Source organism: Phenylobacterium sp., from assembly GCF_046291545.1.
In the GTDB taxonomy this organism is placed as follows: domain Bacteria; phylum Pseudomonadota; class Alphaproteobacteria; order Caulobacterales; family Caulobacteraceae; genus Phenylobacterium.
Window position 1 is genome coordinate 19,289 of record NZ_JBKBSM010000006.1, and the last position, 18,954, is coordinate 38,242.

The 18,954-nt window shown below is 70.1% G+C and carries 19 protein-coding genes and 2 tRNA genes; 9 read left to right on the forward strand and 12 right to left on the reverse strand.

Features of this window, described 5'->3' with window-relative positions:
* Position 1: 1 nt before the first annotated feature.
* Both ACK4YQ_RS13885 and ACK4YQ_RS13890 read right to left on the reverse strand, forming a co-directional pair.
* On the reverse strand, positions 2 to 1,618 hold the full coding sequence (locus tag ACK4YQ_RS13885) for an NAD(P)/FAD-dependent oxidoreductase (protein ID WP_409612015.1): 1,617 nt from the start codon (positions 1,616 to 1,618) through the stop codon (positions 2 to 4).
* A gap of 45 nt (positions 1,619 to 1,663) precedes the next feature.
* Positions 1,664 to 3,223 carry an aminoacyl--tRNA ligase-related protein gene (locus ACK4YQ_RS13890; protein WP_409612016.1) on the reverse strand — a complete coding sequence of 520 codons (1,560 nt, stop codon included), beginning with the start codon at positions 3,221 to 3,223 and terminating at the stop codon, positions 1,664 to 1,666.
* Between the two features lie 121 nt (positions 3,224 to 3,344).
* Between ACK4YQ_RS13890 and ACK4YQ_RS13895 the strand changes: the two genes are divergently transcribed.
* From ACK4YQ_RS13895 to ACK4YQ_RS13905, 3 genes are all read left to right on the forward strand, one after another.
* Entirely contained in the window at positions 3,345 to 3,791 is a 447-nt protein-coding gene (locus ACK4YQ_RS13895; protein WP_409612017.1) for a MaoC family dehydratase, read from the forward strand.
* Between the two features lie 16 nt (positions 3,792 to 3,807).
* Positions 3,808 to 4,218 (forward strand): VOC family protein, encoded by a 411-nt coding sequence (locus ACK4YQ_RS13900; RefSeq protein ID WP_409612018.1) that lies wholly within the window; start codon positions 3,808 to 3,810, stop codon positions 4,216 to 4,218.
* A 68-nt stretch (positions 4,219 to 4,286) separates the two neighbouring features.
* Positions 4,287 to 6,059, forward strand: coding sequence for a chloride channel protein (locus tag ACK4YQ_RS13905; protein ID WP_409612019.1), 1,773 nt, complete (start codon positions 4,287 to 4,289; stop codon positions 6,057 to 6,059).
* 4 nt (positions 6,060 to 6,063) lie between these two features.
* On the opposite strand, the gene ACK4YQ_RS13910 is transcribed toward ACK4YQ_RS13905, so the two are convergent.
* Positions 6,064 to 6,966, reverse strand: a complete 903-nt coding sequence (locus ACK4YQ_RS13910; RefSeq protein ID WP_409612020.1) for a trypsin-like serine peptidase — start codon at positions 6,964 to 6,966, stop codon at positions 6,064 to 6,066.
* Positions 6,967 to 7,156: 190 nt separating this feature from the next.
* Between ACK4YQ_RS13910 and ACK4YQ_RS13915 the strand changes: the two genes are divergently transcribed.
* From ACK4YQ_RS13915 to ACK4YQ_RS13935, 5 genes are all read left to right on the forward strand, one after another.
* Positions 7,157 to 9,256 (forward strand): S9 family peptidase, encoded by a 2,100-nt coding sequence (locus ACK4YQ_RS13915; RefSeq protein WP_409612021.1) that lies wholly within the window; start codon positions 7,157 to 7,159, stop codon positions 9,254 to 9,256.
* Positions 9,241 to 9,792 (forward strand): N-acetyltransferase family protein, encoded by a 552-nt coding sequence (locus ACK4YQ_RS13920; RefSeq protein ID WP_409612022.1) that lies wholly within the window; start codon positions 9,241 to 9,243, stop codon positions 9,790 to 9,792. The genes ACK4YQ_RS13915 and ACK4YQ_RS13920 overlap by 16 nt, the downstream gene beginning before the upstream one ends.
* 102 nt (positions 9,793 to 9,894) lie before the next feature.
* Positions 9,895 to 10,341 carry a TauD/TfdA family dioxygenase gene (locus ACK4YQ_RS13925; RefSeq protein WP_409612023.1) on the forward strand — a complete coding sequence of 149 codons (447 nt, stop codon included), beginning with the start codon at positions 9,895 to 9,897 and terminating at the stop codon, positions 10,339 to 10,341.
* Between the two features lie 31 nt (positions 10,342 to 10,372).
* Positions 10,373 to 10,687, forward strand: coding sequence for a TauD/TfdA family dioxygenase (locus ACK4YQ_RS13930; RefSeq protein ID WP_409612024.1), 315 nt, complete (start codon positions 10,373 to 10,375; stop codon positions 10,685 to 10,687).
* Positions 10,677 to 11,501 (forward strand): aldo/keto reductase, encoded by an 825-nt coding sequence (locus ACK4YQ_RS13935; protein WP_409612025.1) that lies wholly within the window; start codon positions 10,677 to 10,679, stop codon positions 11,499 to 11,501. Before ACK4YQ_RS13930 ends, ACK4YQ_RS13935 begins: the two co-directional genes overlap by 11 nt.
* 70 nt (positions 11,502 to 11,571) lie before the next feature.
* Here the strand turns inward: ACK4YQ_RS13935 and ACK4YQ_RS13940 are convergent, their stop codons facing one another.
* From ACK4YQ_RS13940 to ACK4YQ_RS13965, 6 genes are all read right to left on the reverse strand, one after another.
* On the reverse strand, positions 11,572 to 11,922 hold the full coding sequence (locus ACK4YQ_RS13940) for a c-type cytochrome (RefSeq protein WP_409612026.1): 351 nt from the start codon (positions 11,920 to 11,922) through the stop codon (positions 11,572 to 11,574).
* 8 nt (positions 11,923 to 11,930) lie between these two features.
* Positions 11,931 to 12,239 carry a hypothetical protein gene (locus tag ACK4YQ_RS13945; RefSeq protein ID WP_409612027.1) on the reverse strand — a complete coding sequence of 103 codons (309 nt, stop codon included), beginning with the start codon at positions 12,237 to 12,239 and terminating at the stop codon, positions 11,931 to 11,933.
* Positions 12,240 to 12,263: 24 nt separating this feature from the next.
* Positions 12,264 to 13,883 (reverse strand): MBL fold metallo-hydrolase, encoded by a 1,620-nt coding sequence (locus ACK4YQ_RS13950; RefSeq protein WP_409612028.1) that lies wholly within the window; start codon positions 13,881 to 13,883, stop codon positions 12,264 to 12,266.
* Complete coding sequence (locus tag ACK4YQ_RS13955) at positions 13,880 to 15,421, reverse strand: thymidine phosphorylase family protein (protein WP_409612029.1); 1,542 nt, start codon at positions 15,419 to 15,421, stop codon at positions 13,880 to 13,882. Before ACK4YQ_RS13955 ends, ACK4YQ_RS13950 begins: the two co-directional genes overlap by 4 nt.
* On the reverse strand, positions 15,421 to 15,897 hold the full coding sequence (locus ACK4YQ_RS13960; RefSeq protein WP_409612030.1) for a host attachment protein: 477 nt from the start codon (positions 15,895 to 15,897) through the stop codon (positions 15,421 to 15,423). The genes ACK4YQ_RS13955 and ACK4YQ_RS13960 overlap by 1 nt, the downstream gene beginning before the upstream one ends.
* 123 nt (positions 15,898 to 16,020) lie before the next feature.
* Positions 16,021 to 16,094: transfer RNA gene (locus tag ACK4YQ_RS13965), tRNA-Gln, on the reverse strand.
* A gap of 127 nt (positions 16,095 to 16,221) precedes the next feature.
* On the opposite strand from ACK4YQ_RS13965, the gene ACK4YQ_RS13970 reads away from it, so the two are divergent.
* Positions 16,222 to 16,298, forward strand: a tRNA-Pro gene (locus ACK4YQ_RS13970).
* A gap of 360 nt (positions 16,299 to 16,658) precedes the next feature.
* On the opposite strand, the gene ACK4YQ_RS13975 is transcribed toward ACK4YQ_RS13970, so the two are convergent.
* Genes ACK4YQ_RS13975 through ACK4YQ_RS13985 form a run of 3 tightly spaced genes read right to left on the reverse strand, consistent with a single transcriptional unit; the run spans position 16,659 to position 18,948 of the window.
* Positions 16,659 to 18,248, reverse strand: coding sequence for a recombinase family protein (locus ACK4YQ_RS13975; RefSeq protein ID WP_409612031.1), 1,590 nt, complete (start codon positions 18,246 to 18,248; stop codon positions 16,659 to 16,661).
* On the reverse strand, positions 18,245 to 18,676 hold the full coding sequence (locus tag ACK4YQ_RS13980; RefSeq protein WP_409612032.1) for a DUF2924 domain-containing protein: 432 nt from the start codon (positions 18,674 to 18,676) through the stop codon (positions 18,245 to 18,247). Before ACK4YQ_RS13980 ends, ACK4YQ_RS13975 begins: the two co-directional genes overlap by 4 nt.
* Positions 18,673 to 18,948, reverse strand: coding sequence for a DUF3489 domain-containing protein (locus ACK4YQ_RS13985; RefSeq protein ID WP_293379470.1), 276 nt, complete (start codon positions 18,946 to 18,948; stop codon positions 18,673 to 18,675). The genes ACK4YQ_RS13980 and ACK4YQ_RS13985 overlap by 4 nt, the downstream gene beginning before the upstream one ends.
* Positions 18,949 to 18,954: the final 6 nt, after the last annotated feature.

Below are 18,954 nucleotides of genomic sequence, written 5' to 3' on the forward strand. Positions count from 1 at the left end.
GTCAGCTCCCCACGATGTCGCGCGCCACGGCCTCGGCCACCTTGATGCCGTCGACCGCGGCCGAGAGGATCCCGCCGGCGTAGCCCGCGCCCTCCCCAGCCGGGAACAGGCCGCGGGTGTTGAGGCTCTGGAACGTCGCGTCGCGGGTGATCCGCACCGGCGAGGACGTGCGCGTCTCCACCCCGGTCAGCACGGCGTCGGGATGGTCGAAGCCGGGAATCTGGCGGCCGAAGGCGGGCAGCGCCTCGCGGATGGCGTTCACCGCATAGTCTGGAAGGCAGGTCGACAGGTCCGTCGGCGTCACCCCCGGCCGGTAGGAGGGGATCACTTCGCCAAGGCTCGCCGAAGGGCGACCGGCGAGGAAATCGCCCACGCGCTGGCCGGGCGCGCGGTAGTCCCGGCCGCCGGCCTCGAAGGCGGCGCTCTCCCAGCGCCGCTGCAGTTCGACGCCGGCGAGGGGATGCGCCGACGGAAAGTCCTTGGGCTCCACGGCCACGACGATGCCGGCGTTGGCGTTGCGCTCGTTGCGTGAATACTGGCTCATGCCGTTGGTCACCACGCGGCCCGGCTCGCTGGCCGCGGCGACCACCGTGCCCCCCGGACACATGCAGAAGGAATAGACGCCGCGCCCGTTGGCGGCGTGATGGGCGATGGCGTAGGCCGCCGCGCCCAGGTCCGGATGGCCCGCGCTGGGGCCGAAGCGGGCACGATCGATCCAGGACTGCGGATGCTCGATGCGCACCCCGATCGAGAACGGCTTAGGCTCGATGAAGACCCCGCGCTCCAGCAGGCGGGCGAAGGTGTCGCGCGAGGAGTGGCCGATCGCGGCCACAACGTGGCTGGCGGCGATCCGCTCGCCGCCTTCCAGCACCACGCCGGCGAGCCGGCGCACGCCGTCGAGCCCTTCGCCGATCTCGAAATCCACCACCTTGCTCTGGAAACGGTACTCGCCGCCCAGGGCGATGATCTTGCGGCGCATGGACTCCACCATGGAGACCAGGCGGAAGGTGCCGATGTGCGGGTGGGCCTCGGTCAGGATCTCGGACGGCGCCCCGGCCCCGACGAACTCGGTGAGCACCTTGCGGCCCAGGAAGCGCGGGTCCTTGATCTGGGAATAGAGCTTGCCGTCCGAGAAGGTCCCCGCCCCGCCCTCGCCGAACTGGACGTTGGACTCCGGATTGAGCTCGCTGCGGCGCCACAGGCCCCAGGTGTCCTTGGTGCGCTCGCGCACCACCTTGCCCCGCTCCAGGATGATCGGATTGAAGCCCATCTCCGCCAGGACCAGGGCGGCGAAGAGGCCGCAGGGCCCCAGGCCGATCACCACCGGCCGCGGCGCGCCCTCCGGCGCCCGGGCCACCGGGCGGTAGGCCGTGTCCGGGGTCGGCCGCACATGGGCGTCGCCGGCGAAACGCGCGAGCACGGCCGGCTCGTCCGCCAGTTCGACGTCCACGGAATAGACCATCAGGATCGCGCTCTTGCGGCGCGCATCGTGGGCGCGGCGCGCAAGCGTCAGGCCCAGGAGGTCCGCGTCCCTGATCTTCAGCCGCTCCAGCACCGCCGCGCGCAGCGCTTGCGGCGGGTGTCCGAGCGGAAGCTTCAGGTCGGAGATGCGGAGCATGCTGTGGGCTCTAGCACAGGTCGGGCGGCCGTCCCGGCTCCTTGCCTAGTAAGCCCGGCCGATGAGGATCTCCTCCACCCCCGGCGCGCCGGTGAAGATGCAGGCGCCGAAGCTGGAGGGCTGGTCGGCGGGCACGTTGCGCAAGGTGAGCTTCAGGGTCTTCAGCCGCGCCTCGACAGCGTCCAGGGCCTCGCCGCCGGGCCGCGACCAGGGCGCGCGCACCCACCCGCGGAACGGTGCGCCGGCCTCGTCGTCCTCCTCAGCCGGGCCGAAGTACTCGGCCAGGGCCTCGAAGCTCGTGATGTCCGTGCGGATGTTCGCCGTCAGCCGGGCCTTGGCCTCGTCGTAGAGCGCCTGCTGGATCTCGGCCAGCAGGCCGGGCACGGCTTCGATGAAGGCCTCGCGCGGCATCTGGCGCGACTGCACCTTGTCGCCGTCGCGCAGCACGTCCCGGCGCATGAAGGACACCTGGCCGGCGGCCACGTCGCGGGGGCCCAGCTCGACGATGATCGGCGCGCCCCGGCGCACCCAGTTCCAGCGCTTGTCGGACGACTTCTGGGCCTTGACGTCCAGCAGGGCGCGGACCGGCTCGCCCAGGGCGACCTTGGCGTTGAGGTCCCTCACCAGGGCCTCGCCGAAGGCCAGGACCTCGGCGTCCTCGGGCTTGTCGCGCAGCATCGGCACCACCACGACCTGGCGCGGGGCGATGGCCGGCGGCAGGCGCAGCCCGTCATCGTCGCCGTGGGTCATGATCACCCCGCCGATCAGGCGGGTGGAGGTGCCCCAGCTCGAGGTGTGGGCGAACTCCAGCTCTCCGTTGTCGCCCTGGAAGCGGATGTTCTGGGCGCGCGCGAAGCTGGTGCCGAGATAGTGCGAGGTGCCGGCCTGCAGCGCCTTGCCGTCCTGCATCATGGCTTCGATGGAGAAGGTGTTGTCGGCGCCGGGGAAGCGCTCGTTCTCCGGCTTCTCACCGGCGATCACCGGCATGGCCAGCACGGTCTCGGAGAATTCCCGGTACATCTCCAGCGCCTGCAGGGTCGACGCCAGGGCGTCGGCGCGGTCGGCGTGCGCGGTGTGACCCTCCTGCCAGAGGAACTCGGAGGTGCGCAGGAACAGGCGCGTGCGCATTTCCCAGCGCACGACGTTGGCCCACTGGTTGATCTTGAGCGGCAGGTCGCGGTGGCTCTTGATCCAGCGGGAGAAGGCGTCGCCGATGATGGTCTCGGAGGTGGGCCGCACGATCAGCGGCTCTTCCAGCCGCGCCTCGGGGTCGGGCTGCAGCTTGCCGTCGATCGCCTTCAGCCGGTGGTGGGTGACCACCGCCATCTCCTTGGCGAAACCCTCGACGTGCTCGGCCTCCTTGGCGAAGAAGCCCAGGGGGATGAAAAGGGGGAAATAGCAGTTGTCGACGCCCATCTCCTTGATGCGTCGATCCATCGTCTGCTGGATCCGCTCCCATACGCCGTAGCCCCATGGCTTGATGATCATCGAGCCGCGGACGGGGCTGACCTCGGCCATGTCCGCCTCGCGGACGATCGCCTGGTACCAGTCGGGGAAAGTCGAGCGGTTGCCGGTCGTCCGGCTGACGCTGAGAGCGCGCTGCATGGGTCCTCCAGAGAGGGGCCCTCTTTAAGCGCCCCGCGCGCTTCGGGCAAAGGCGCCTTGCGGGGCCGCCCTCAGATGCTAGACCGTCGAACACCTGTTTCAGTCATCGAGGGAGCAAACGATGGACCCGGTCGAGTTCAAGGATCTGGCCAGCCTGGTCGGCAAGGAAGTGGGCGTGTCGGACTGGCACGAGATCACCCAGGAGCGCGTGAACCAGTTCGCCGAAGCCACCGGCGACCACCAGTGGATCCACGTGGACGTCGAGCGCGCCACCCGCGAGATGGGCGGCCCGATCGCCCACGGCTACCTGACCCTGTCGCTGATCCCGTTCCTGTCCGCCGGACTGATGCCGGTGAAGGGCGTGACCCGCGGCATCAACTACGGCTCGGACAAGGTGCGGTTCGTCAACATGGTGCGGGTGGGCAAGCGCGTGCGCCTGCGCCAGAAGCTGCTGGGCGTCGAGCCCAAGGCCGGCGGCGTGCAGATCCGCAACGAATGCACGATCGAGATCGAGGGCGAATCCAAGCCGGCCTGCGTGGCCGAGACCCTGTCCCTGCTCTACGCCTAGAAATCGGAACGCGCGCATGCGCGGCGCCGTCCACCACATCGACCTGACGGTCCGCGACCCCGAGGTCAGCCGCGGCTTCTACGACGCGGTCCTGGGGTTCATGGGCTATCGGCTGGCGGATGCGCATGCGCGCGGGTTCGACTGGGACCTGGACGGTCCTGAGGGCGGCTTCTGCTCCATCGGGGTCGTACGTGCCGAAGGGACCGGCGCGGCCCGGGCGCACGACCGATATGCGCCGGGGTTGCACCATCTGGCCTGGACGGCGGCCAGCCGCGCGGACGTCGACGCCCTGCATGCGCTGCTCCTGGAGATCGGCGCCCGGGTGCTCGACCCGCCGGCGGACTATCCCCAGTACGGCGAAGGCTACTACGCGGTCTTCTTCGCCGATCCCGACGGGCTGAAGCTCGAGTATGTGTTCAGGCCGTAGCCGAACAGATGGCGGGCCTCCAGGTCCGCCCAGTCGCCGCCCTGGCCGCGGCGGAGCGTGGTGATCCCATGACGCGCCCGTTCAACCTGCGCTCTGCGGCCACCTTGCGAACCCGCCCCCTCGCTTGGCTGCGGCTTCGCCTGCGCGCCAGCGAAGCCTGGTTCATCGCCCTGGCCGTCGGGGTCGGCTGCGCGGCCGGCGCGGCCGCCGTCTTCCAGGCCGAGATCGCCCGCGCCCTGCAGTCCTCGCTGTTCGGCCTCGATTCCCATCAGCGGCTGAGCGCGACCGGCGCCCTGCCGCTCGGAGCCATGGTCTGGCTGCCGATCGGCGGACTTGTCCTTGGCCTGTTCGGCTGGATCCTCAGCCGGCGCCGCGCCCACGCCCTGGTCGACGTGGTGGAGGCCAACGCCCTGTATGGCGGGCGCCTGTCCGCCCGCGACAGCGCCACGATCTGCGCCCAGACCCTGATCTCCAACGGCGCCGGCGCCTCCGTCGGGCTGGAGGCGGCCTACGCCCAGGCCGGCGGCTGGTTCGGCTCGGCCCTCGGACGCCGTTTCAACCTGCGTCGGCACGACCTGCGCACCCTGGTCGGCGCCGGCGCGGGAGCCGCGATCGCCGCAGCCTTCGGCGCGCCCCTCACCGGGGCGTTCTACGCCTTCGAGATCGTCATCGGCAGCTATGCGCCCTCGACCCTGGCGCCGGTGGCCGCCGCCTGCCTGGCCAGCGTGCTGACGGCGCGCCTGCTGGGCTCGGCCCCCTACTCCATCGAGGTCGCCGCGACGGCGATCCCGGACGCCGGGGCCTACATGCTCTACGGCCTGCTGGGCGCCGTCGCCGCCCTGGTCGGCATCGCCGTCATGCTGGCGGTGACGCGGACCGAACAGGCGGTGCGGGCCTGGTCGGCGCCGGCCTGGCTGAAGCCCGCGGTCGGCGGCGTCCTGCTCATTCCCCTGGCGATGATCTCGCCCCAGGCGCTCTCGTCGGGCCACGGCGCCCTGCACATGGACCTGACGGCCGGCGCCACCCTTGGGCTCATCGCCCTCGTCTTCCTGCTCAAGGCCAGCGCTTCGGTGGTCTCGCTCGGGTTCGGCTTTCGCGGCGGCCTGTTCTTCGCCTCGCTGTTCCTGGGCTCGCTGCTTGGGCAGATCTATGCGCGGCTGCTCGAGCTCTCGCCCACGGGCCTGTCGCTGCATCCGGAAAACGCCGCCCTCGTCGGCATGGCGGCCCTGGCCGCTTCCATCGTCGGCGGGCCCTTGACCATGTGCTTCCTGGTGCTGGAGACCACCGGCGACTTCGGCGTCACCGCCGCGGCCCTCGCCGCCTCGCTGGTGGCCAGCACGGTGGTGCGCGAGCGGTTCGGCTACTCCTTCTCCACCTGGCGGCTGCACCTGCGTGGGGAGATGATCCGCAGCGCCCGAGACGTCGGCTGGGCCCGGGCGCTGACGGCGGGCCGGATGATGCGCAAGGACACCGCCTCGATTCCGGCCTCCACGACTCTGGCCGAGTTCCGCCGCCGGTTCCCGCTGGGCTCGACCAGCCGGGTCATCCTGGTGGACGAACAGGACCGCTACGCCGGAATCGTGCAGACCGCCGCCGCTTACGCCGATGGCGGCGACGAAAAGACGCCGGTGAGCCGGCTGGCCTCCAGCGCCGACGCGCACCTCACCGCCGACATGGACATCGAGGAGGTCATGCGCACCTTCGACGCCACCGAGACCGACGAACTGGTGGTGATCGACCCGGACGGTCAGGTGCTGGGCCTGCTGGCCGAGGCCTACGCCGCCCGCCGCTACGCCCGCGAACTGGAGAAGTCGCAGCGCGACCTGTTCGGCGAGACCTGACGGCCTACTCCGGCGCGATGGCCTCTTCGGCCGAGGCCGCCTTGGCGACGCCGGACACTCCGGAGTCGGCGCGCACCGTCGTCACCGGCGCGAAGGGATCGTCCAGCCGCGCAATGGTCTCGCGGATGAACTTGGCGTGGGTGACGATGCCGATCTCCAGGCGCTCCTTGTTGAGCTCCACCTGCTGGGTGAGGAGGCCGGCGATGAACTGACCGGACGGCGCCTGCTGGGGCGCAGCCGCGCCCGGACCCGCCGCGCCCGGACCCGCCGCGGCGTCGGCGGCGACGTCGAGCACGGCCCGCGCCTGCCCGGCCCGAGGGCTGGCGCTCATGAACACCGGGCCGCCGGAGTTGCCGGGGAACACCGAGAAGTCGAGCAGGAAGGTGGGGAAGATGTTCGCCGGCGCCACCGGATAGGATGCGATCCGTCCCGAGCGCAGGATTGGAAAGCCCGCCTGGTTGGCCGCCAGGCCGCGGGGAAAGCCCAGGGCCATCAGTTCGTCGCCCGCGGTCACCCCGTTCTTGACGAAGGTGTCGTCGCTGGCGAGCCAGTTCACCGGGATCGCCGCCTTCGCGAAGGCTTCCGGCGCGGTGATGGTGATCGCGGCCACGTCGCGCGAGGGATGGTGGGTCCAGAGCTCGCCGCCCTGGGCGTCGCGAATCTTCAGCGGCTGGGGCGAGTAGCTCCAGCTCCCGTCCGGATTGGAGATGCGGTAGCCGATGCGCGCCTCCCGCCCCGGCATCCGCTCGAACACGTGGTTGGCGGTCACCAGCACCGTGCGGGGCCTGCCGTCCGGGGTCGGCGCCTCGATCAGGAAACCGGTGCCGACCGTGCGCGTGCCGTCGCCGAGCGGCTGTTCGAGTTGAACCGTCGCGTGGATCAGCTCCACCGACAAATCCATGACCATGGACGCCCCCGTCCGTAACTGTGCGAATACTAGGTTCGATCAACCAGAAGCTCGCCGGAGCAACAACCAACGAGCCTGTGAACTGCCGCGCCCAATTGACGCGTCGTAACAGGACAGTCCTTAAGACTGGTTAACCACGTCGTGATCACGAAGGCTTGAGCCGGCGCGGCGTGCGGCGCATTTAGCGGGCATGAACGCGCCCCCGTCCCCGCCCCGCCCGCCGGTCGCCAAGCGCGAGCCGAAGACGCTGACCCAGCTCGGCCGCACCCGCGTCGACGACTACGCCTGGATGAAGGACGACAACTGGCAGCAGGTGCTGCGCGATCCCAAGGCCCTGCGCGCCGACATCCGCGAGCATCTGGAGGCCGAGAACGCCTACACCAGGGCCATGCTCGCCGGCACCGAGTCCCTTCAGGCGGCCCTGTTCGCCGAGATGAAGGGCCGCATCAAGGAGGACGACAGCTCCGTCCCCGCCCCCGACGGCCCGTTCGACTACTACGTCCGCTATGACGCGGGCGCCGAACACCCGGTGCACGCCCGCCGGCCGCGGGGCGGCGCCGGCGGCGAACAGGTGCTGCTCGACGAGGAGGCCGCCGCCAGGGGCAAGGCCTACTACCATGTGGGCGCGGCGCACCACAGCCCGGACCACGGCCTCTACGGCTGGGCCGTGGATGAGCAGGGCTCGGAATACTACACCCTGCGCTTCCGCGACCTCGCCACCGGCGAGGACCTGGCCCACGTCGTCGAGAGCGCCTACGGCGACTTTGCGTTCTCGCCCTGCTCGAAGTGGATCTTCTGGATCTGGCGCGACGAGAACGCGCGGCCGGCCAAGGTCTTCCGGCGCCCCGCGCGCGGCGGCGAGGACGTGCTGGTCTACGAGGAGCCGGACGAGGGCATGTTCCTGGGCGTGGGCGTCACCGCCGACGACAGCCACCTGGCGATCCACGTCGGCAACCAGGAGACCACCGAGACCTGGCTGATCCCGGCGAGCGATCCCACCGCCGCCCCCGTCTGCGTCGAGTCGCGCCAGGAAGGCGTGAAGTACGACATCGACCACTGGAGCGACCGGTGGGTGATCCGCACGAACGCGGACGGCGCCGTGGACTTCAAGCTCTGCGTCTCCACCGCCGAGGTTCCCGCGCGCGCCACCTGGAGCGACTGGATCGCCCACGAGCCCGGCCGCTACATCACCGGGTTCCTCACCTATGCGGGGCATCTGGTGCGGGCGGAGCGGGTCAACGCCTGCGACCGCATCGTGGTGACCGCCCGCGATGGCGAGGCGCACGCCATCGCCTTCGACGAGGAGGCCTACGCCCTGCACCTGGAGGGCGGGTTCGAGTACGACACCACGACGATGCGCTTCGTCTACCAGTCGCCGACCACGCCGCGGCAGTGGTTCGACTACGACATGCGCAGCCGGGAGCGGGTGCTGCGCAAGACCCAGGAGATCCCCTCCGGCCACGACCCGTCCCGCTATGTGGCCAGGCGGCTCTACGCCAAGGCTGAGGACGGGGCCGAGGTTCCGATCACCGTCCTGATGCTCAAGGACACGCCGCTCGACGGCTCGGCCCCCCTGCTGGTCTACGGCTACGGCTCCTATGGCCATGCGATGGATCCCAGCTTCTCCATCCGCAACCTCAGCCTGGTGGACCGTGGATGGATCTGGGCCGTGGCGCACATCCGCGGCGGCTCCGATAAGGGCTGGGGCTGGTTCCTCGACGGGCGCAAGGAGAAGAAGGTCAACACCTTCACCGACTTCATCGCCTGCGCCGAACACCTTGTGGCCCAGGGCTACGGGACCCGCGGGCGGGTGGCGGCCTACGGCGGTTCGGCCGGGGGCATGCTGATGGGGGCGGTGGCCAACATGGCGCCGGACCTGTGGGGCGCGATCATCGCCGCGGTGCCGTTCGTCGACGTGCTCAACACCATGAGCGACACAACCCTGCCGCTCACCCCGCCAGAGTGGCCCGAATGGGGCAATCCGCTGGAGGACGAAGCGGCCCACGACCGGATCGCCGGCTACAGCCCCTACGACCAGGTGTCCGCCAAGCCCTATCCGCCGATCCTGGCCACCGGCGGGCTGTCCGACCCGCGGGTGACCTACTGGGAACCGGCCAAGTGGGTCGCCCGCCTGCGCGCCAACACCACCGGGGAGGCGCCGATCCTGCTGAAGATCAACATGGAAGCCGGCCACGCCGGCGCCTCCGGGCGGTTCGACTTCCTGAAGGAGATCGCCCTGGACTACGCCTTCGCTATCTGGGCGCTGGAGAAGGGATGGGAGACGCGATGATCGTGCGCGATGCGCTGGAGCGCGACGCCGAGGCGCTGGCGGCGATCTACGGCCACCACGTGCTGCACGGCTTTGGCACCTTCGAGGAAGTCCCGCCCAGCGCCGCCGAGATGGCCGCGCGCCGGGCCGCGATCGTCGGCCGCGGCCTGCCCTATCTGGTGGCCGAGGCGGAGGGCCAGGTGCTGGGCTTCGCCTACGCCGGTCCCTTCCGTCCCCGCGCGGCCTACCGCTACACGGTCGAGGACAGCGTCTATGTCGCGCCGGACGCCGCAGGCCGCGGCGTCGGCAAGGCCATGCTGCAGGCCGTGCTCATCTCCTGTGAGGCGCTGGGCCTGCGCCAGGTGGTGGCGGTGATCGGCGATTCCGGCAACGCCGCGTCGATCGGCCTGCACCGCTCGCTGGGCTTCCAGCACGCCGGCGTGGGAAAGGGCCTGGGCTACAAGCACGGCCGCTGGGTCGACACCGTCTGGATGCAGAAGCCGCTGAACGGCGGCACGGGAACCGAACCAGACGCGCCGGGGCTGTCCCTGGGCTGAACGCGGCGGCGCGGACGAGTCTCGGCTCAGGGTTCGTTGACCATATTTCCAGAATCTCCTTGTGATCGGAGAGCCTCGCTCCCCGGCGGAGGGAGGCGTTGCATGACCGCGACATGGCTCAAGGTGCTCGACGGCTTGGCGCTGTCGCCAGGCGACGTGAGCACGGCGATCGCCGAAGGGATGGCCCAAGCCAAGGTGCTGCGAATCGTGGGGCTGCGGCCGCCGGGCGATCCGCTGAGGTTCTGGTGGACCGCCGGCGAGGTCATGGGCGCTCACGCCCAGGTGCTGGAGAGCAGCGACGGCAAGGTGGTCCCGGCCGGCGCCGGATGGATGGACGTGCGCTTCGAGCCGGACCGGCTCGACACCTACCGCCATGCCAACGTCGGCCAGCCGCTGCACACCGACGGCGCCTACTTCGACGATAAGCAGGACATTGGCCTCTTCTTTCTCGAGCGCCAGGCCGATAGCGGGGGCGAAAGCCTGTTCGTTGACGCCGATACGATTGCAAAACGCCTGGCGAAGGTGGACCCGATCTTCTGGAGCGGCTGACCACTACGATCGCTTCGGCAAGGGCGAGGAGATGGGGCGCGTCTCGCCGATCCTCTATCGCAAGGCGGGCCGCTCGAAGATCAACTGGAACTGGTTTCGGGTGCTGCCCGACCAGGGCGAGGCGGTGGCCAGGCTGAGAGAGGACTTCAGAGAGTTCCTTGAGAAGATGATCGAGGACGGCGCGACGGCGGCCTTCCGACTGCAGCCTGGCGATGCGCTGTTCTTCCGTGACGACGAAGTGCTGCACGGCCGCAAGGCCTACGCCGCCCAGCACAGTGGCGATCGGCTGCTCTGGAAGACCTATTTCATCAGTTCCGCCTCCCTCGCCCACGCGCATGTCGCCTGACGCTGGAGCTTCGCCAGGGCGCGGGTTCGGGTGCTCGGGCGTCGAGTTGAGCGCGCTCTGCTTTGGCGTCATGCGGCTGGCGCAGCGCGGCTTCGACGAGGCCCAGGCGACCGACTTCCTCGCCCGGCTGTATGACCGCGGCGTCACCAGCATCCACGTCTCGCACGAATATGAGAGCCACGCGCTGGCGTGCGCGGCCGTGCGGGGGCTGCGTCGCATCAGACCGGGCGCCCAGCTCGAGATCGTCGCAAAGCTCGCCTCGCCGCACTTCGACGAGAGCGCGTTCCACGCCGAGCGCGTAGTGGCCCGGATCGAGGCGCTCCGCCGCGACCTATCGGCGGATCGCATTGACCTCGTGCAGTGGATGACACGCCATACGCCGAACGAGGACGCTCCACGCCTGGCGATCCTGAAGCGGGACGCCGGGAAGATCGGCGAGACCTTCGCCGGGCTGAAAGCCTCGGGTCGAGTGGGGGCCCTGGGGGTGTTTCCCTATTCCGACGCCTTCCTGCGGGCGGCGCTGGACTACGCCTGGACGGATGGGGTGGTGAGCTACCTGAACCTACAGGAGACGGAGACCGTCCCTTATCTTGACCGCCTCGCATCGGAAGGTCGCGGCTTCGTCGCTATACGTCCGCTGAACGCGGGCGCGCTCGCCGCGGACGCCGAGCGCGCAATCGGCTTTCCCCTAAAGCATCCGGCGGTGGCCAGCGTGATCATGAGCCTGTCCAACGCTGCTCAGGCCGACACCGCCTTGGCCGCAGTGGCCGGCGCGACGGCCGACGCGGCCGCTTTCCATGCCATGGCGGCCTAGACCCTCGCCGGGTCAGACGGAGCCCTCCGGCCGGCGACCGACATCCGCCCGCAAGAGTCAGCGCGACCGGTCAGCGCGGCTCCAGGCTTTCGATATAGGCGGCCACCGCGTCCACCTCGGCCCTGTCCAGGCGCAGGGGCGGCATCTCGAAGTGGCCCCCTTCGGCGATTTCCGCCATCCGCCGCTCGAAGCTGAGGGCGTTGTAGCGGATGCGCACGTCGCGAAGCGGCGGCGCCCCGGCCCTGGGGCTGTCGCCCACCGGGCCCACCGCATGGCAGCGCGAACATTCGCGGGCCGCGATCGCCCCGCCCCGTTCGGCCGCCCCGGCCGCAGGCGCGGCGTTCCCGCCCTCGCCCGTCGTGGCGCAGGCGCCGAGCAGGACGGCGAGGCCCGCCGCCGCCAGGAGTCGCCGGGCCGGCATGGCCGGAGCTAGGCCTCGCCCTTGCGGCGGCTGGCCACGGCCAGGCCGATCAGGGCGACGGCCGCGGCTGCGATGGCGGCGGTGGCGGCCGGATGCTCGCGCACCTGCTGGCCGGCCTTCTGCGCCAGGTCCTTCGAGCGCACCTTCGCCTCCTCGGCCAGCTCCACCGCGGCATGAGCGAGGGAGACGGCCGTCTGGCTGAGCTTGTCGCCGGCGTCGTCCTTCAGGTGCGTGGTCAGTTCCTTGAGGTTGTGGACCACGTCGTCGATCACATCGCCCGCATCTTCGCTGAGGCGCTTCACGCTCGATTTGCTCATGACGGACTCCCTTGCTGTCGCGAGCTATAGAGCGGCCGGCGCGGCGGCCGCGCCTTGATCCTGGTCAACGGCCAGGCTGCGGGACAGACGGGTGATGATCGCCTCGCGCGCCGCGTCGTCGGGGGCGGCCTCCAGCGCCTCGTTCAGCGTCATGACGAAGCGGGCGCGGGCGTTGTGCCAGTCCAGAGCCGCCGCCACATGGGGCGCGATCCGCGCCGGCGGACCGCCGCTGGGTTCGGCATGATCGTGGGCCAGGGCGAAGGTGTCGTCGACCTCGGGGGCGACCAGCCGCTCGGCGGCGAAGCCCGCGGCCTGGAGCCGGGACTTCAGCCCCCGGATCGCCTCGGGCTCGCCGTGGTTCAGGAACACGGCGCCCTTCACCGGGCCGCGCGCCACGGCCCAGGCGGTGAGATGCGAGGCGTCGGCGTGCCCGGAGTAGACGTCCAGCATGCGCACCCGCGCGCGGACCCGCACCTCTTCACCCTGGATCGACACCCGTCGCGCCCCGTCGGCGAGCAGCCGTCCGAGGGTGCCGGCCGCCTGGAATCCGGACAGCAGGACCGTCGCCTCTGACCGCCACAGAAGGCGCTTGAGGTGCTTTCGGATCCGTCCGGCCTCGCACATGCCGCTGGCCGCCAGGATCACGTGCCAGCCCTTCAGGCGCTCCAGGCCGTCGCTGTCCCAGGGCTTGCTCAGGAATCGCAGCCGCCCGTGCGGACGCACGCGCAGGAACGGATTGCGGCCGAGGTCGGGGTTCCAGCCGCGCTCGAGGAAGACGTCGCTCACCTCGATCGCGAGCGGGGAGTCCAGGAAGATGTCCCCCGCCGGCGCCTCGCCCTGGTCCATCAGGGTCAGGAGATCGGCCAGCAGCTCCTGCGTGCGTTCGACGGCGAAGGCCGGGATCAGCAGCGGTCCGCCCGCCGCGTGGGCCTGGCGCATCTCCTCGGCCAGGGCCCGGCGGCGCGCCGGGGCGTCCAGGTTGATCCGATCCCGGTCGCCATAGGTGGACTCCAGGATCAGGTGGTCGATTCCGGACGGGCCCTGCGGGTCGGCGACGAACTCGCTGCCCCCTGGACCCAGGTCGCCCGAGAACAGCAGCCGCAGGGGCGAATCGCCATTGAGCTGCACCTCGATGGAGGATGAGCCCAGAATGTGCCCCGCCTCCCAGAACACGGCGCTCACCCCGGACGCGACGTCCACCGTCTCGCCCAGCTTCACACGCCGGAACTGGCTCATCAGCCGGTGCGCGTCGCGCTCGGTGTAGATGGGCTCCACCGCCGGCCGTCCCCGCCGCTCGTTGCGCCGGTTCAGGTCGCGGACCTCGCTTTCCTGGATTCCGCCCGCATCGGCCAGCATCACCGCGCACAGGTCGCGGGTGGCGGCGGTGGCGTAGATCGGCCCCTCGAAGCCCGCCAGCATCAGCTTCGGCAGCAGCCCCGAATGGTCGATGTGGGCGTGCGTCAGGAGGACGGCGTCGATCTTCGAGGCGTCGAACGGAAAGGGCTCGTAGTTCAGGGCCTTGAGCGTCTTGGAGCCCTGGAACATGCCGCAGTCGACGAGGATCCGCGCGGCCCCGCTGCGCAGCTCGGCGCAGGAGCCGGTCACGCAGCCGGCGGCCCCGTGGAAGGTGATGCTCGGAGTCAAAGGGACGCCTCCGCCACAGTGAAGCCGCCGTTCATCTCCGCCGCCTCGACGGCGAAGGCGAAGTCCGAGGGATCGGACCCGTGGATGCGATAGAGCGGCTCGCCCGCCCGGACCGGATCGCCGACCCGCTTCAGGAGGTCCACCCCAGCGCCAGCGTCCGTCGGCGCGCCGGCCAGACGCGCGACGTTGGCGATCCGCAGGCAGTCGATCTGCGCCACCAGGCCGCTGGCGGTGGCCGGGACTTCGTGGACCAGCCCGCCCAGGCCGGAACTCAGCGGCGAGGCGCCCTGCGCGGCCATGATCTCGGCCATCTTGGCGCGCGCCGCCCCGCTCTCCAGCAGGTCGCGGGCGCGGGCCTCGCCGCGGCCTCCGGGAAGCTCCGGGTCGGCCTCCAGCACCCGCCCTGCCAGGCGGATGGCCTTGTCGCGCAGGTCGGCGGGCGCGTCCGGCCGGCCCGCCAGCACCGCCAGCACGTCCCGCGCCTCCAGCGCAGGGCCCACTCCGCGGCCGATCGGCTGCGAGCCGTCGGTGAACAGGACCTCGATCTCGAGCCCCAGATGGCCGGCGACGTACTCGAAAAGCTTCTTCAGCCGCAGCGCCGCACGCCGGTCTCGCAGCTTGGCCGAGGGGCCCACCGGCAGATCCAGCACCAGCCGCCCGACCCCGGCCGCGACCTTCTTGGAGAGGATCGAGGCGACCATCTGTTCGGGCGTGTCGATGGACAGCGGCCGCTCGACCGACACCAGCACGTCGTCCGCCGGCGACAGGTTCACCCGTCCGCCCCACACCACGCAGGCGCCGCAGCGCTCGACCACCTCGCGCATCTCGTGCTCGGACAGGTCCACCCGGGCCAGCACCTCCATGGTGTCGGCGGTGCCCGCCGGCGAGGTGATCGCCCGCGAGGAGGTCTTGGGCATGGTCATGCCGTGGGCGGCCACGATCGGCGCCACGATCAGCGAGGTGCGGTTGCCCGGAATGCCGCCGATGCAGTGCTTATCGACGACCAGCCGGCCGTTCCATTCCAGGCGCGATCCGGCGGCGACCATCCCCCGCGTGAGCGCAAGGGTCTCCTCGGGCGACATGAAGCTGGCGCAGGCGATCAGGAAGGCGGCCACCTCCATGTCGCTCCAGCGGTGCTCGGCGAGGTCGCGGGCCACGGCGGCGAAGGCTTCCTCGTCCAGGGCGACGCCGGCCACCTTGTCGCGGATGGCCGAAAGGCTGCGCGGCGGCCGGGCCGGGGCGATCTGCACCGGATCGCCCGGCGCGACGCCCAGGCGCCGGAACAGGGGCTGGGGCAGGCCGATCTCGTCGGGGCCGACCAGGTGATCGTCGCCGATCATGGTGGACGCCAGCAGGGTGCGCCCCCCTGCCCGCACCTCCACCTTGCGCGCGCCGCGCAGGCGCTCGGGCCGCATCACCCGGCTGCAGCGGGCCAGGACGACGATGTTTTCGCGAAAGGTGTCCAGGCCCAGCGGCCGGGCCTTCAGGGTCCCGGCCGCGGCGATGAGCTCGGCGCCCTGGCGGGCGTCGTCGGCCATCAGGCGCTCTTGCGCCGGGCGGCGTGGAGAGCCTCGGCGATCTCTTCGGCCCTCGCGGCCACCCGGTCATGCGGATCGCTGGTCTTGAGCTTGCGCTCCAGCCCCTTGGGCAGGGCCTCGCGCAGCACGCCCAGGGCCCGCGGCGGCGCGATCAGCGCCAGGTCGTCGAAGCCGTGCTTCTGCACGATGCGATCCAGCTGGCCGACCAGGCCCACCAGGAACTCGCGCTCGCCCTTGTCGTTGGGCGATTCGGAGGTCACCCCGTGCGAGGCGTGGCCCATGCGGTCGAACACCCGGCCGGGCGAGGTCCCGCCCCCCTGTTCGAATTCAGGCAGTTCGGCCAGCCATTCGGCGCGTTCATGCAGCGGACCGCCGAGGCGGGCCTCCTCGAACACGCGCGCCTTGCGGCCGTCAGCCACCACCACCAAAGTCCGTCCGTCCACGTTCATCGACGCCTCCTTGAGCGGCCGGACCATGCGACGCCGGATCGTCCGGCTCCCTGATCGAGATCAAACGCGCCCCAGCGGGGCACGGTTCGGCGCAGGCCAGTGAAGCCCTGGCCAGGGCGGCGGGCAAGTCTTCGATTCAGAAGGAGGAAGTGGCTGGGGAACTAGGACTCGAACCTAGAATGACGGTACCAAAAACCGCAGTGTTACCATTACACCATTCCCCAGCAGGAACGGCGTCGGGGGCTGTCCCCCGCGCGAGGCGGTGGAAATAGCCCAAGCCGATTTGCGATGCAACGCCCTGCGCTCGCTTGCGGGCGCGAAAAGCCTCCTCTATAAGGCGCCCTCCCAAGTCGGAGTGTGGCTCAGTCTGGTAGAGCACCGCGTTCGGGACGCGGGGGTCGCAGGTTCAAATCCTGCCACTCCGACCATTCATTCCCCCGCCAACTCGGGGTGATTTCCCGCCCCGAGAATACCCCCGAGAAGTCTGCCGGTTAGGCGGGCGCAGGCCCATGCGCCTGGCTCTCTGAGAGCCGCTCACCGCGCGATGCAGGGCCTATTGCGCCGCCTCTCTCTGGACCCATTGCAGAAGTGTACCTTTCGCCGCGCGGGCGAGAATTCGCTGCTAGCAGCGAATTCAACAGCGATATTCGGAAATTCGCCCGATCGAATCCGTGTCGCGCGTCGCGAGAAGCGGTCGCCCATCAATGACTTCGCCCCCGCGTTGGGCGCGAGGACGAGGCTGAGAACAGCGATCTTCAGGCGCAGCTATGAGCGCAACAGCGAACTCCTCAGCTCGCTGCAAGCTCCCGGAACCGTTCGCGCTGCCGGCCCCAATCCAGCGGCAGCGGCTCGGCCGTGAGTGCGCTCAGGGTAAGATTGCGGGGCTGGCGCCCATCGAGGATCTCATCGATCAGGTCTGGGGCCAGATAGGCAAGCGGCAGAAGCCTCGTGGCGTAGTGGTTGCAGAGCCCTTCACGCCTGGCGAGGGACTTGATTGAATCCACCTGCCCGGTCTCGAGTTCGACCGCCCAGACGCGAGCGAGCGCGACCGCCCTGACCAGCGCCCGGTCGATTCTGTTGGCGGGCGCCGCCGCTGCGCCCGGAGCCTGCAGCACGATCGCTCCACGACGCCGCATGAAGAAGGCGATGCGCAGGGTGCAGTAGCCCTCGCCGTCCAGCGCCGCTCCCGACGTGTTGGTCGCCGCGGGCGACAAGGCGTCGGCAACGAGACGCACCGCGATCTGATCCTCGCTAAGGGTCGCGCTCCTCAGGGCGGCGACAATGCGGTCGAGCATGTCCTCGGCCGGCCGCCAGGCCGGCGCCAACATCGGGCCGATGCGCTCGGCGAGGAACTGCTCCAGGACGCCCGCCGGGATCCGATGCAGGCTCCCAGCCCTTCCCTGGCCGGTCAGCACCGAACGACTGACGTAGTAGCGATAGCGCCGGGCGCCGCGCTTCGTATGAACCGGGACCATGAGGTTATCGCGGTCATCGACGATCAACCCCTCGAGCCTGGATGCTTCCCCGCGCTTTTCGGTCTTCGGTTGGCTGGCGTTGGTGGCCGCCAATCGGGTCTGCACAGCATCCCATAGTCCAGCGTCGATGATGGCCGGATGGGTGTCTTCGTACCGCTTTTCGTGGTGGCGAGTGATTCCGCGGTAGGCAGGATTGGTCAGCAGGTAGTGGAGCGCGCCACGTCCCATCATGCCGCCGCCGACCATTCGGCCGGATTTGTTGACCCAGCGCTTCGCTTCGACGCCCTCGCGTACCAGGTCCAGCAGCGTGCCCAGCTCCAGGTACCGCTGGAAGATTCGCTGCACCCGCGCGGCTTCGACCTTGTTCACCGCCAGCCGCCCATCCACGATGTCGTAGCCGAGCGGCGGCTGCCCCCCCATGCGCAGGCCCTTGGCCTTAGACGCGGCGACCTTGTCGCGGATGCGCTCGCCGGTCACCTCCCGCTCGAACTGGGCGAAGGAGAGCAGCACATTGAGCGTGAGGCGCCCCATGCTGGAGGTCGTGTTGAAGGCCTGGGTGACCGAAACGAAGGAGACACCCTTGGCATCGAAGAGCTCGACGATCTTGGCGAAGTCGGCCAACGAGCGTGTCAGGCGGTCGACCTTATACACCACCACCACGTCGACCAGGCCGCGCTGGATGTCGGCCATGAGCTGCTGCAGACCAGGCCGATCCATAGAGCCGCCCGAGTAGCCGCCATCGTCGTAAGCCGTTTTGATGGCGTTCCAGCCCTCACCGGCCTGGGATAGCACATAGGCTTCGCAGGCCTCCCGCTGGGCATGCAGACTGTTGAAGTTCTGCTCCAGCCCCTCCTCCGAGGACTTGCGGGTGTAGATGGCGCAACGCAGGCGCACGGCGCTCATCGCCGCCGCTCCTTCAGGCCGAAGAACACCCTGCCGTTCCACTTCGTGCCTGTGATGTGCTGGGCGACTTCGCTCAAGGAGCCGAACCGCTGCCCCATGTAGCTAAACCCCTCCTCCAGCACCCAGACCTCATGACGCACGCCGCGCCATTCCTTGATCAGGGTCGTGCCAGGTCTCAGGTTCGGGCCGGGCGTGGGCATGTAGCCACGGTCTTCGCGGAACCTTCGCGCCAGCTCGGCCATTCGGCGCTTTGACGATCCGGACAAATCGCCGTCGGCCCGGATCTGCAGTCGATGCGCCAGAGCCAGCGCCATCAGCTCCCGTGTGCGCAGCTTCGGCAGTTCGCCGCCGAGTCGTTCGGTCCAGGCCGCACGCAAGTCGGCAAGCGACATAGCATCCAGCCCGGCCAGGTGGTCGCCGGCGCTCACGCGCCGGCTCCCTTCGCGATACGGTAGACTCGACCGCCGTCGGCCTTCTCCGACGTGACGTCGAAGCCGAGCTTTTTCTTGATCGAGCCCGCGATGGCGCCACGCACAGAATGCGCCTGCCAGCCGGTCGCCGCCTGCATGGCTTCGAGCGTCGCGCCCTCTGGGCGCAGCAGCAGCGCCACCAGGGCGCCGAGCTTGCCCTTCGGGCCTGCGACGTCACCGGCTGCGCGCGCGGTCTCGGCGGACTGGGTCTTGGTCTTTGGCTTGGTCATACTCGC